Below are 13,655 nucleotides of genomic sequence, written 5' to 3'. Positions count from 1 at the left end.
GATTGTGGCCTCTATTGCGAATAGTTTTAGGCTAGAGGTCAAACATGACGCTTTCGTGAAGTCTTGGTGTCGAATTGATGAGATTAACTGCAACAACGATCTTGCTGGTCGTCTCGGGCGCAATCTTCTTCGTAATAGTATTGGTAAGGCTGTTGGTAAATCTGGTTGCCACCACGTTGCTTGGCTGATTTCTTGGCTTGTGCAGCCAGCTCGGCAACAAAATGATGACTGTCACAGACTTTCGGGTTGGGGTTTACAACCCCAACAGCGAGGCTGAGGATGTCGAAAAACTGATGCTGCCCATCGCGCCCCTTGGTCCAAATGCCGCCTGCTTCTAACTCTGCGGGCGCGTAAAGCTGAATCACTTCCTGAGCAAAACGATCAAGAATCACCTGACACTGCTGGCACCAGTTGTCGTCGTTGAAAATCACGACAAAATCATCGCCGCCCACATGACCAATGAAGTTGTAATCAGGGCTAACCACGCTGCGTAAAATGCTGCCCAGTAATTGGATGACAGCATCTCCCTTGGCGTAGCCGTAATAGTCGTTAAAAGGCTTAAAGTTGTTGAGGTCAAAGTAGGCCACATAGAAATCTTGATCAGCCAAGAGACGACGATTGATTTCATGGTTAATTGGCACGTTCCCCGGCAATAGGGTCAACGGGTTGGAATAGGTGGCATTTTGAATCTTTAGTTCGGTGATGCGTTTAAGTAGATCTTTTAAATGGCCAATGCCGAGATACAATCCATCGCGCACGATCAAGATTTCATTGTTAAGAAAATCTGTTTCTTGATCGGTAAACATGGCCGACACACTGGCTAAAGAGACGGTGCTTTCAACGATCATGACATCGGTTGAGGTTACTGAAAGGGCTGGCTTGTTCTCATATAAAGCACGACCGTAGGGCGTTGAAAAAAGCTCGTGCAAGGCATGGCGACGAATCAGGCCAATCGGTTTCCCATGTTTCAAAACAGGAAGCGCGAAGATATTTTTGTTCTGTTTAAACAGCTGCGCAACATCACTTAATGGTCGAGTCTCTTCTACATAGATGGACTGTTGGCACAAGGTCTGTACGGTTTCACCGTGCTGCTGATGGAAGCGGCGCCGTTGCTGTGCTTGAGTGATGAGGTAGTCGTTCGGCTTTGTGGCTGGTATTAGGCTTGGAAGATGCAAATAAAAGCCCTGCCCATAGCGCACGCCTAGCTCCAATAATTGATCTAGCTCTTCCTGACGCTCAATGCCCTCAGCGATTAAGGCGCAACGTAAGCGCTGGGCAATATTAATAATGGAGCGAACAAACTCACGCTTCACTTCATCGCGGTCAATATTTTCAATAAAGTGTTTGTCGAGTTTGACAATATTAGGGCGCACTTCAGACCAAAGACGCAGGCCCGAATAGCCAGCCCCTAGATCGTCAATAGCCACTTGAAACCCCATTTCGCGGTAGTGCTCGACGCTTTGGTGGGTTAGGCCATCACGGTCATAAGGGTGCTGCTCAGAAAGCTCGATGACAATATTGCTTTGACTAATACCAAGCTCTCTCAAAATCGCTAAAGTCATGCCTTTCTGGTGGTCTGGTGAGCTGAGTAAAGACGCACTGACGTTAAGAAACAGCTGGCCCGGTAATTTCAGCTCAACAAAACGCGAAATGGCCTGTGAGCGGCATAGAAGCTCCAAGTCATGGAGGCGACCTTGGGATTGGGCAAATGGAAACAAGACATCAGGACGGAAAAGCTCAGAGTCCTGAGGCCCACGTGATAGTGCTTCATAGCCGTAGATATGACCGGTAGTGAGATCATAAATCGGTTGAAAGAGGGGGGTAATTAAACTGTCCTCTAAAATCTGATTGAGTAACGCAGCACTGTCTTGTTGCATTTCCGTATGGCTACCATTTAGCAAAGAATCTGACGGCTATGGTATGAACAAATGATGACAGTTATGTGACAGATAGGCTAAGGGTGACGATCGCCACAAGTATTGTGATGGATTAAAAACAGCTAAATTAGGAGGTGTAAAACAAGAGGGAAAAAGCTTTCGTTATGCTGATCGTTTGTTGTTTTTACTCTGTGATCAGTAACGAATACCGGCAGGGATCTGCCAAGCAAGGGGAACCAGAATTAGTGAGCTGGGTTACCTTGTAGTGGCGCGGCTGTTGTACGTTTGCCAGAAGTTAGGGTCGCTTTGATGCGTGCTACAAGAGATTTAACGGCTGCTGCAATGTAGTTGCGACGTAGTTCGTAAGCGCGTTCAACGTAAAATTCAGTGTCTAGGTTTTCGATATCGTAGTTCATAGTCGTCTCCAAAAAATTGAGTATTAATCGATGATTTGAATGGTACGTATCGGCCATAAAATAGACAAACGATCAATTTTCAGTAGACACATGAGAAAAACTAAACAGTCTAAATGAAAGTATTTTTAATCAATGGTTTATGTCTTTTTTATTTGTGCTTTTCCGATGCTTGTCGGTACTGCCCAGGCGTCATTTCTTCACATCGTTTAAAAAATCTTGAGAAATAGCCAGGATCTTTAAAGCCAAGATCGTAAGCAATCTCTTCGACCGACTTTTGGGTGTAAATCAGATGGCGCTTAGCTTCGAGTAATAAATGCTCGTGGACCAATTGTATGACGGTTTTGCCGTAGGCCTGTTGTGTCAAACGGTTAAGCTTCTTATCCGAGACATTGAGCGCTGAGGCGTAGTCGCAGAGTTTCCAATGTTCCCTCAAATGGTTGTTTACCAAACCCTTTAAACGCTGCAAGGTAAGATCGTCGTGACTTTGTGGCTGAGCACTGACCGAGGCGTGATGACGTTCGATATAAACTAAGATGGACTTTAACAGATGCTCAATGAGCTCGTTTTTATGGCTGTTAATATGATGGAACTCGTACTCCAACAGATTTAAGAGCTGCCATAAATGTTGGAAATCCTCTTGCTCGCCATTCAAGTTAATACAGTCAGGTGCTCTGATGAAAGCGGAGCTGGCGTAATCACTGCCCAATAAAGAATCTGAAATCGACAGTACACGACCGTCCGTTTGCGGCGCGAAACGAAAACCATGCACGGTACCGGGCGGAATAATAATGCCCCAACGCCCTTCTAAAAAGCGCTTGTCCGCATCCATTTGCAATTGCACCGAGCCACTTTTCAGCAACAGTATTTGCAATAGCTGAGTGTGTTGATGTGCCTTAATGTGCCAACCAAGGTCGCTGCTTCGTGCGGCGATGTCTTCGATATGCACAAAGTCGGGGTTATCAATCCAGCGTCCTTCACCATATAAAGCGAACTGAGGAATGGTATGTTTCATCGTTTTTTTAGTTTCGTCAAAAAATCAATGTCATTCTAAAAAATGAATGTTGTCTATAAAAATCAATAAAATCCGCTAAAAAATGGGATTTTGTATTTAAATTCGTCTTATGTATGTATTTTTATTAAATCCTAACCTGTCCTAAAAGTACAATTTTATGTCCAGAAAGTTCCTGCTCTTTTGTTCAGTCTTTATTCACTATTAAGTCACAGCAACACAATACTGAACAAAAATAAGACAGGTATAGCGTAATGAAAACACAAGTAGCGATTATTGGCGCAGGCCCTTCTGGTTTACTACTCGGTCAACTCTTGGCAAAACAAGGTATTGATAACGTAATTGTAGAGCGCGTATCTGGTGAATACGTTTTAGGTCGTATCCGCGCCGGTGTCCTTGAGCAAGGCATGGTGGACTTGCTGCGTGAAGCCGGTGTGTCAGAGCGTATGGATCGCGAAGGTGAAGTCCACACGGGGGTGGAGCTGGCTTTCAATGACAAGCGCGTGCGCATTGCTTTAGACGAGCTAACAGGCGGCGATACGGTAATGGTTTACGGTCAAACCGAAGTGACGCGTGATCTAATGGATGCTCGTAAAGAAGCCGGCCTGACGACGGTTTACGAAGCCTCGAATGTACAACTGCATGATGTGAAAACCGATGCCCCGTACGTAACATTTGAAAAAGACGGCGAACAAGTTCGCTTAGAGTGTGACTACATTGCCGGCTGTGATGGCTTCCACGGTGTGTCTCGTCAAACCATCCCTGATGAAGTGAAAACAGAACATGAGCGTGTTTACCCATTTGGCTGGTTAGGTTTATTGTCGGACACTAAGCCTTGCCATGAAGAATTGATTTACTGCAAAACCGATCGTGGCTTTGCTTTGGCAAGTATGCGTTCACCCACCCGTTCACGTTACTACATTCAAGTGCCTCTAACGGACAAAGTGGAAGACTGGAGCGATGACGCTTTCTGGACCGAGCTAAAACGTCGTCTGCCAGCTGATGTGGCTGCAACCATGGAAACTGGCCCAAGTATTGAGAAGAGTATTGCACCACTGCGCTCCTTCGTGTGTGAGCCAATGCAGTACGGTAATATGTTCCTAGTGGGTGATGCGGCACACATTGTACCGCCAACCGGTGCCAAAGGTTTGAACCTAGCGGCATCGGACGTAGCGACGTTATACAAAATCATGACTCGTGTTTACAAAGACGGTGATAAAGACTGTGTAATGCAGTACTCAGAGATCTGTCTGCGTCGCGTTTGGCATGGTGAGCGCTTCTCTTGGTGGATGACCAATATGATGCACGACTTTGGTGAGGTAGAAGTGAATGGTACAGATTCGCAGACTTTCTCTCGCTTTATGGAGTCGGAACTTAACTTCTACACGGACAACGAACAAGGTCGACGTGTGATTGCTATGCAATACGTTGGTTTACCTTACGAAGATATTAAATAAGTTATATCTGATATTCTTTTTTGATAAAGGCTACTTAAACTAAGTGGCCTTTTTTATAGGCTAAATGCTATAAAAATTAGACGCTCTTTCAGGTATGCAATATTTGTTTTAAATATAACTGTTTAGTATTTCTACTATCCAATTTTTAAATGCTTCACTCTAATAACTAATTTTCAATGCTTGCTCTAGGTTGCTAGTTTTAGGGAGGTTAATGATGGATTGATTAGAACAGTAATAAAAAATAGATATGGGGCGTCATTATGAAAACAATAATAAAGCAAACGGCCGTGGTGGCTGTTGCAACCACTGCGTTAATGCAGGCGAATGTTCAGGCCGCTGACTACACGCTACGCTTTGCGCATTTCTTTCCTGCCGTAGCGGGACAGCAAAAAGACATTTTCGACAAATGGGCGGAAGCGATTGAAAGCCAATCCAACGGCCGTATTGAAGTAGAAATGTATCCTTCCTCTACGTTGGCCAAGCCACCGGCGTTATACGATGCGGCAAAAAACCAAATCGCTGATGTGGTGGTGACGGTGCAAGGTTACACGGCGAACCGCTTCCCACTGACTCAAATCGTTGAGCTACCTGGGGTGGTGCAAAGTGCGGCACAAGGTTCTTGTGTCCTGCAATCGATCTACGATGAAGGTTTCCTAGATAAAGAATACCGTGAGACCAAACCCTTGTTCCTCTTCACTCACGGTCCAGGTGGTATTCATACGGTCGGCAAAGAAATCAACACACCGGAAGATCTAGAAGGTCTACGTATCCGTCGCCCAACCGCGGTAGTAGCGAAGATTCTTGAGGGTCTAGGGGCTCAACCTGTTGGTATGCCTGCTCCCGATGCGTATCAATCGGCACAACGTGGTGTGATCGACGGTGTGTCATTGCCATGGGAAGGTCAGTACACCTTCCGTCTTAACGAGCTAACGCCGCATCATACGGAAGTCGGCGGTCTGTACACACTTTCGTTTGTCGCGACCATGAACAAATCTTTCTACAACAAGCTACCAGCGGACCTGAAGAAAGTAATCGACGATAACTCCGGCATGGATTGGGCCAAAATCGCCGCTGCATCGTTTGACCGTCTAGATGAAGAAGGTCGCAAGCAAGCCTTGGAAATGGGCCACAAAATTAATGTGATCGAAGGCGGTGCGGAAAATCCACTATGGAAACCAGTGTTGTACCAAGCGACAGAAGATTACCTAGCAGAGCTTGAGAAGAAACGCTTACCAGCGCACAAAGTTTATGCGCGTGCGATGGAATTGAGCCAAACAACTTGTAAATAATCTTACCTGCTTGTCCCGACGGTGCTGCTTTTAGGCGCCGTCTCTTTCAATAGCCAACCGTATTTGAGTGATCGTTCGGTTGGCCGTTGTCTTTCTTCGGAGTTAGTTATGAATTCACTTTCTCGTGTATTTGGCAAGCTGACGCTACTAATGCACTGGATTGGTGGCGTTTTCTTGATTGGGATGATGTTCTCAACCCTGCTAGACGTTATCACAAGGGGGTTATTCTCCCTTACGGATGGAGCCGTCGACCTGACCTTTATCGGTGGTGTGGAACTGGTTAAATACTTCCTGCTGTTTACGGTTCTGTTTATTCTGCCACATTCTGTGAGTCGCTCTCAGGTGATTGTTGATTTGTTCACGGATAACTTTAGTGAGCGTAAAAAGCGCTTGTTTGAAGCCTTCTACCTACTGTGTTTCGCATTTTTGGGCGGAACAATGAGCTATGGTTTCTTTCATCTGATTGATGAAGCGGCCATGAGTTATGAAACCACCCAAGACCTACTAATTCCGTTGACGTATTTCTACGCTGTGGCGACCTTTGCGACGGCGATGTTGTGCTTATCTGCCACTTTGAATGCGTTTTCATTAGTGCTAACGAACAACAAGAGTGACGACGCATGAGTACGACAGCTATCGGTTTAACTTGTATTGCAGTCATGCTTATCATGATTGCCCTACGTGCTCCCATCGCTTTGAGTATGGCGGCGATGGGCTTCATCGGTTTTGGAACGATCGTCGCATTTGACCCAGCGATTTCCATTCTAGCGACAGGGCCGTTTGAAACCCTGTCAAACTACAGCTTTAGTCCCATCCCCATGTTTATTTTGATGGGTGTGTTTGCTTCCAAGGCAGGCATGTCTCAAGAGCTCTTTACCGGCGCCCGCACCTTATTTGGCAGCTGGCGTGGTGGTATGGGTCTTGCGGCGGTGACGTCTTGCGGCATTTTCTCAGCAATTTCAGGCTCGTCCATGGCCACCGCAGCGAGTATGTCGCGCGTGGCCTTACCTGAAATGGAAAAGAACGGCTACGCGCCAACCCTAGCAACAGGGACTTTGGCGGCGGGCGGTACTTTGGGGATCATGATTCCACCTTCGATCGCCTTACTACTTTATGCACTGATCACAGAGCAATCGGTCGGTGATATGTTTATTGCGGGCGTTATCCCAGGCATTCTTGGGTTGGTACTCTACGGGTTAACGGTCGCAGTTTTAGTTACCTTGTATCCGAATATGGCGCAACCGGGCGAAGCCACGACCTTTAAGCAAAAGCTGGTCGGTCTGAAAGGCTTGGTGCCATTTACAGGCGTCTTCTTGTTTATCATTGGTGGTATTTACTCCGGCTGGTTTACGCCAACCGAAGCCGCCGCTGTGGGAGCTGCGGCCACTTGGATCATTGCCCAAGTGCGTGGTATGCGCTTTGAGCAATTCCTAGAAGCCATTCAAGAAACCCTAGTGATGTCGGCGATGATCTTCTTTATGATCATCGGCGCGGAGATCTTTGGTTACTTCCTATCGGTGTCCCGTATTTCCTTCACCCTAGTGGAATGGGTGGATGCGCTACAACTATCGCCTTATATGGTGTTGTTCTGCATCCTGATTCTGTTTGTACTACTAGGCTGTGTTATGGACAGTATTGCCATGCTATTGCTGACCGTACCTGTGGTCTACCCATTGGTCGAAGCGGCAGGCTTTGATCCAATTTGGTTCGGCATCATTGCAGTCATCACAGTAGAGCTGGGTTTGATTACCCCGCCGGTGGGAATGAACGTCTTTGTGATTAAATCCGTCGCACCGCATATCTCCATTGGTGCCATGTACAAAGGCGTATTGCCATTCGTGATTTCGGATGTGGTACGTCTGGGGCTGATTATTTTGTTCCCAGCCTTAGCGGTTGGTTTGCTCTAACGGGAGCGATCGAACAGAAAGCGTCATGGAATCAATCATGGCGCTTTTTTGTTTTTAAGGCTTGCGATGACCGGTCAAAAGTTTTCAACAATGCGTGAAAATCGCCGATCTAGTATTGAAATGTGTATAACTAAGTGGCTTTTCAACAGCTTTATAAGGTTACTGATTGAGAAATTGCTGTAGGAAAAGCAGACCGATCATCCCCATACAAACAAGGTACAACAGCAACCAGCGCGCTTTCATACAATAGGGACAAGGTTTACGTTTCTTCTTAGCCATAAGCGTTCCTGCTGAGGCCAACCAAACGCCTCGAAATTTACATCCCACGATCTTAACAACTATTAAGCCCTAGTACGACCCGGCTTCGTCCGGGGAAGCGATCTTGCAACCTCAGTGGGGATAAGTTTTAACTCCGGCTTTTGTGGCTAAGGGAGCTTCCATGCAATTCTATTCGCTTGCGCACATCTTCGGTCGTGCCTCCCTTCGACCGTCAGCGCGAATCAAACGCATGGAATCTCTGTGATGTTTGAAATCATTGGAAACACCGTGGGAATAGCTTAATCTTTAACAACTGCTGTTATGGATGACGGAAAGTCTCACTTTCTATCCTTCTCTGATATGCGCGGTTATTCGACAAAACGAGCATGCTTGTTTGTCACTATAGCGAGAGGGTTACCCTGATTAGTTTTTATTTATAAATCATTTGGTTAGCTTAAATTAAGAAGTGTAATCTAGACAGAATAACGAGCACGCCGGTTTATTGGATAAACGAGCATGCGCATTATTAAAAATGTTGAACTAAGCCGCTTCGCGGGTCCTTTCTCAGACTCTCCTAATTCCCTCGTTTAGAACCACACTTAATCCTCCACTCACTAATGGAGGATTCGTTATGACCCCTTTACGCCAGCAAGTCATAGACAGGATGATCCTTGAAGGTTTCTCTGTGTCGACGCAAAGAGCTTATTTATACCAATTAACGGAAGTGGCTCGGTATTTTCGAGTGCCACCCGATCAACTCAATCAAAACGATATCCAACAGTACTTGCTGTATCTAATAAGAGAACGAGGTTGGAGCTGGTCAAGCTGTCGCCAAGCATTACATGCTCTTAACTTTCTATATCGAAAAGTTGCGAACAAAGAGATGCCACCGGTATCACTTCCTCATCCTAATAAATCTCAGAAAATTCCAGACTTGCTCTATCCCGATGAAGTGCAAGCGATGATCCGATGCTGTCAGCATCCAAAAGTGTATGTCGCCATGGTGTTGGCGTATACAACAGGGATGAGAATCAGTGAGATTAATGCGCTGCGAGTCAATGATTTAGACCTTACTCATCACTGCATCAAAGTAAGGCAAGGGAAAGGGCAGCAAGATCGCTACGTGCTGTTCCCGCAAAGTTTGCAACAGGTGCTAGGTGCCTATTGGCAACGATACGAACCTTGCGATGTGGTGATTTATGGATTGGATAAGCATCGTCCTCTGCATAGTAAGTACTTGCGATTAGAGACTAAAGAAGCCGCTAAGCGTGCAGGGATCCATAAATGCATTCGTTTCCATAGCCTGCGTCATGCGTTTGCTTGTCATCAATTGTTAGCAGGAATGCCGTTACCACGGTTGCAAGCCTTATTGGGCCATAAGCAGATACAAACCACGTTTCGTTATCTGCAGTGGATCGCGATGATGGATCTAAAGCGACGAGATAGTGAAGATTTATTGTCGTCCGCCTGGTGTCCATCATGAACGGGATAAGCCTAGCGAGCGTGATTCATTATTGCCACGAACAACAGCAAATACAGGCGAATGCGAGACAATGGCAGGTCCTACATCATATAGAAGACTGTCGAACCGAGCGCATGGGCACAGGAAAGTATCAATGTCATGGCTGTGGTCATCATTGGTTTTGGCATCATAGTTGTCGAGATAGGCATTGTCCTCAGTGCCAAAAGAAGGCAAGCGAACAATGGCTATTGAGACAGGAAGAACGATGTTTTCCAGTGTCATATTTTCACATCGTTTTTACGCTGCCTCATGAGCTAAACGCTTGGATAGCCAAACACGATCGAGTGATTTACGACGCCTTGTTTCACGCTGCATGGCGAGCATTGAATGAGTTAAGCCAACGAAAACACAAAGGACGGGCAGGTATGACAGGGGTCTTACACACATGGGGCCAAACATTGGTGCGACATGTTCACCTCCATGCCTTGGTTCCCTCTGGCGTGTATAGAGATCAAGGCTGGCATAGTCTGAGGAAACACTATTTTCTTCCGGTGAAACTGTTATCAAATCGTTTTAGAGGTGCCATGGTCAGTCAACTAAGAGCCGCTTTTAGCGAGGGGTTATTGCCATCGCTATCCAAAGCGGAGGTGAGTCAGCTACTGAATGTTTTAATGCAAAAGCCTTGGGTGGTCTATTGTAAATCAGCGATTGAATATCGCTCGACATTAGTCAGCTACTTAGCCCGTTACAGCCACCGAATTGCCTTATCTAACAATCGTTTCCAGATGTGGAGCAACGACAAAATCAGCCTTCAATATCGTGACTATCGTTTTGGCAAGCAGTCTCTGTTAACACTCACACCACAAGAACTGGTAAGACGTTTTCTACTCCATGTCTTACCCAAAGGATTTATGAGAATCAGGCACTATGGCTGTTTGTCTAATGCCATAAGAGCCAAAGTGAAAAAACGGGTAGATAAGCAGTTAGGCAGCGAACCTAAAGCCAATGGAGACAGTGAAAAGACGGCTGAATCAAGTTGTTCATGCCCTGCTTGTGGAGAACGTACAGTTATTTATCTTGGCGATGTATCAGAGAATAAAGTGGCAAAAATGGTCCCTATGTTGTCATGGGACAATAGCAGTTAGCGTTAGCAAACGGCGAGATCAGCGTATAAAAACAGATCGGGTCATAAGGCCTGAGGGAATCGCTTGCCTCTCTGGTCAAATCACGCTACAAAAGGGTACATTAAGAACCAACATAGCGGCGATCAAAGACGCTCTGAAACGGCATAGTCCAAACAGACTTTGGTATTAAGCGAGTTATTAAACAGGGAAGTCCCACCATGAAAAAAGCAAATCCCCTATATAGACAACGCAGCCGTTCAACAGTGGGTTATAGCCGCAGCTACGCTGCCGTATAACCCTTAATTGTTATACGTAAGTGGAATATAAATGAGTCATCAAGAATCGAGAGTGTCCCTGGTTGTTAATGTTTGGGTACCAACTGTATTTGTTGTTATATGTGCTGTTATTGCTTTCCTATCAGATATTTCGGATACAAATGAACTCTATTGGTTTCAGCGTTCTGGGGCATTAATTTGTGCTGCAAGTGTATATATTGCTTTTCATGAGGGCAGTAAACGTTATCAAATGACAGGCGCTAGTCTTAATATCAATACAAAAATTTGGTATCAGTGGCTTGCATTAGTAATGGTAAGCGTCCGGTAATCTACACATTCACTCGTTAATTCAATCACACTAACCTCTCCATTTTTACGGAGATAAATCATGATTGGGTTTTCTGAGTCCTTGCCTGTCATATTGATATGCGGTCCAACCGATATGCGTAAATCTATTGATGGATTGTGTGCCATCGTAGCCTATGAATTGGAGCAGGAACCTTGCTCTGATCGACTGTTTGTTTTCTGTGGCCGCACTCGTAACCGCCTCAAAATTTTGCAGTGGTCTGCAAATGGTTTTTGGTTGCACTATAAGCGTTTGGAAAAAGGGGCCTTTAAGTGGCCAGGGATCGAAGATGATGAGCTGTCTCTCACCATTTCAACACGCCAGTTACATTGGCTGCTTGAAGGATTGCCTCTCGAATTAGAGCAAGCGCATCCACATGTTGTATATCGATATCATGGCTAATACGCTTTATGTTAAGGCCGTTATGGTATAATCCACGCCATGATGAAGACAATGAATGACCTCCCTGACGATATTGAACTGCTTAAGAAAATGTTGCTTGAGCAGCGACAGATGTTGACTGAAAAAGATCAACAGATTGCCAAAAAAGACACCGAAATCACGCAGTGGCAATCACGCTATCAGCATGTTTTAGAACAATGGCAACTGGCTCGTCAGCGTGCGTTTGGCAAAAGCTCTGAGGCCATGCCCGGTCAAGGCGAGTTATTCGATGAACCACAATCTCTGCTCGAAGAAGAGACAGAGCATAAAGCGATTGACACACCAATTGCACAATCTCGTAAGCAACCAAAGCGTCAGCTTTTGCCAAAAGACCTACCTCGTGAAGTGGTGCTGCTCGATATTGCGGACAGTGAAAAAGTCTGTGACGGTTGTCATGGTGCCCTGCATCGTATGGGGGAAGACAAGGCAGAGCGTCTAGAGTTTATCCCCGCTCAACTAAAAGTTATTGAAACCGTTCGCCCGAAATATGCATGCCGACAATGTGATCAAACGGGGACTAGTGTACAGATTAAGCAACGAGCTCCTGAGCCAAGTCTTATTCCAAAAGGCATCGCCACCCCATCATTGTTAGCGCAAATCATCAGTGGTAAATATCAATACGCCTTGCCGCTGTATCGCCAAGAAGCCCTGTTTAAGCAATACGGCATTGAGCTAAGCCGACAAACGATGTCGGACTGGATAGAAAAATGTGCGATCGCGATACAGCCTATTTATGATCGCTTATATGAAGTGCTGCTGGAGCAACCAGCACTTTATGCAGATGAAACCACACTGAATGTGGTCAAAGAAGCAAAAAACACCTGCTACATGTGGGTGTATTGCAGTGGTACTGATCAAGATGTCTCACCCCCCAAATTATTAGCATCGGGGGCTCAACGCATCGTGTTGTACGACTTCCAGCTCTCGCGATCAGGACAATGTCCCAAAACGTTCTTAAAAAATTATCAAGGCTACCTACAGGTTGATGGCTATGGTGCTTATGAACAAACAGACGCACAGCTGGTCGGTTGCTGGGCCCACGCACGTCGCTACTTCATGGACATTGCAAAAACGTCCCCCAAGGGAAAAGCGGGCAAACATACGCTAGCACTGAACCATATTCAAAAGCTGTATGCGATTGAAGCCCGAGCACAGCAGTGTAAGACGACTAAAGAAGCGTTTGCCTATCGTCAGGCCCATGCGCCGCAAGCGCTTGCAGATTACAAAGCATGGTTAGAGAAAACGGTTTCACAGAAGCCACCATCAGACAAACTGACCAAAGCTCTGAACTACAGTCTAAACCAATGGGATAAACTGATCCGTTACGTTGACGATCCCTGCCTCAATATCGACAACAACCGCGCCGAACGAGCCATCAAGCCGTTTGTGATTGGACGTAAAAATTGGTTGTTTGCCAACACAGCAAACGGCGCGCAATCGAGTGCGAACCTTTACAGCTTGATCGAAACCGCCAAAGCCAATGGCTTGATTGCCTATGATTATCTTGTGAAGCTGTTTGAAGAACTGCCGAAGCGGGAAAAGGGAGTGGATCTTGATGACTTATTACCATGGAACATCAAACTGACACACTGACAAATCACTCTCGCCGCCTCCATGCGGCTCAGGATCTTCCTGAAGAAAGGTAGAGCTCCCGTCCTTGGGAGCTTAAACTATCCATAGCTCTCTACCTTAGACATACCATAAAGATATCAGTGTTGGATTGCATCACTTGAGTATCAGAAAGCTGTTTTAGGTCAAAAAATAGACTCAAGGTGTGGATGCCCAGACGCTTAC

General features: G+C 45.9%; 12 protein-coding genes. 9 read left to right on the top strand and 3 right to left on the bottom strand.

Annotation, left to right across the window (positions count from 1 at the left end; translation table 11 throughout):
* Positions 1 to 83 precede the first annotated feature (83 nt).
* The 3 genes from ASC49_RS17480 to ASC49_RS17475 all read right to left on the bottom strand — a co-directional run bounded on the left by ASC49_RS17480 (position 84) and on the right by ASC49_RS17475 (position 3,305).
* Positions 84 to 1,877, bottom strand: a complete 1,794-nt coding sequence (locus ASC49_RS17480; protein ID WP_055464534.1) for a bifunctional diguanylate cyclase/phosphodiesterase — start codon at positions 1,875 to 1,877, stop codon at positions 84 to 86.
* A 242-nt stretch (positions 1,878 to 2,119) separates the two neighbouring features.
* Positions 2,120 to 2,293, bottom strand: a complete 174-nt coding sequence (locus ASC49_RS19920) for an RSP_7527 family protein (RefSeq protein WP_169787816.1) — start codon at positions 2,291 to 2,293, stop codon at positions 2,120 to 2,122.
* Between the two features lie 148 nt (positions 2,294 to 2,441).
* A complete protein-coding gene (locus ASC49_RS17475) occupies positions 2,442 to 3,305 on the bottom strand; it encodes a helix-turn-helix domain-containing protein (RefSeq protein ID WP_055464533.1) in 864 nt (287 codons plus the stop codon).
* Between the two features lie 251 nt (positions 3,306 to 3,556).
* Here ASC49_RS17475 and pobA point away from each other — a divergent pair, with 251 nt between their 5' ends.
* The 9 genes from pobA to tnpC all read left to right on the top strand — a co-directional run bounded on the left by pobA (position 3,557) and on the right by tnpC (position 13,454).
* Complete coding sequence (gene pobA / locus ASC49_RS17470) at positions 3,557 to 4,759, top strand: 4-hydroxybenzoate 3-monooxygenase (RefSeq protein WP_055464532.1); 1,203 nt, start codon at positions 3,557 to 3,559, stop codon at positions 4,757 to 4,759.
* A gap of 260 nt (positions 4,760 to 5,019) precedes the next feature.
* Complete coding sequence (locus tag ASC49_RS17465) at positions 5,020 to 6,048, top strand: TRAP transporter substrate-binding protein (RefSeq protein ID WP_055464531.1); 1,029 nt, start codon at positions 5,020 to 5,022, stop codon at positions 6,046 to 6,048.
* A gap of 108 nt (positions 6,049 to 6,156) precedes the next feature.
* Positions 6,157 to 6,672: a TRAP transporter small permease gene (locus ASC49_RS17460; RefSeq protein ID WP_055464530.1), complete on the top strand. Its 516-nt coding sequence runs from the start codon at positions 6,157 to 6,159 to the stop codon at positions 6,670 to 6,672.
* Entirely contained in the window at positions 6,669 to 7,955 is a 1,287-nt protein-coding gene (locus ASC49_RS17455) for a TRAP transporter large permease (RefSeq protein WP_055464529.1), read from the top strand. The genes ASC49_RS17460 and ASC49_RS17455 overlap by 4 nt, the downstream gene beginning before the upstream one ends.
* A gap of 889 nt (positions 7,956 to 8,844) precedes the next feature.
* Positions 8,845 to 9,696 carry a tyrosine-type recombinase/integrase gene (locus ASC49_RS17450; RefSeq protein WP_055464528.1) on the top strand — a complete coding sequence of 284 codons (852 nt, stop codon included), beginning with the start codon at positions 8,845 to 8,847 and terminating at the stop codon, positions 9,694 to 9,696.
* A complete protein-coding gene (locus ASC49_RS17445; RefSeq protein WP_072242173.1) occupies positions 9,693 to 10,820 on the top strand; it encodes an IS91 family transposase in 1,128 nt (375 codons plus the stop codon). Before ASC49_RS17450 ends, ASC49_RS17445 begins: the two co-directional genes overlap by 4 nt.
* 306 nt (positions 10,821 to 11,126) lie before the next feature.
* Positions 11,127 to 11,402, top strand: a complete 276-nt coding sequence (locus ASC49_RS17440; RefSeq protein WP_055464526.1) for a hypothetical protein — start codon at positions 11,127 to 11,129, stop codon at positions 11,400 to 11,402.
* Positions 11,403 to 11,462: 60 nt separating this feature from the next.
* Positions 11,463 to 11,822, top strand: coding sequence for an IS66 family insertion sequence element accessory protein TnpB (gene tnpB, locus ASC49_RS17435; RefSeq protein WP_055464446.1), 360 nt, complete (start codon positions 11,463 to 11,465; stop codon positions 11,820 to 11,822).
* A gap of 39 nt (positions 11,823 to 11,861) precedes the next feature.
* On the top strand, positions 11,862 to 13,454 hold the full coding sequence (gene tnpC / locus ASC49_RS17430) for an IS66 family transposase (RefSeq protein ID WP_055464447.1): 1,593 nt from the start codon (positions 11,862 to 11,864) through the stop codon (positions 13,452 to 13,454).
* Positions 13,455 to 13,655 lie beyond the last annotated feature (201 nt).

The sequence above is a fragment of the Marinomonas fungiae genome (assembly GCF_001418205.1).
Taxonomy (GTDB): domain Bacteria; phylum Pseudomonadota; class Gammaproteobacteria; order Pseudomonadales; family Marinomonadaceae; genus Marinomonas; species Marinomonas fungiae.
Note: the sequence above shows the minus strand (reverse complement) of the source record. Positions and strands in the feature narration are given on the sequence as shown.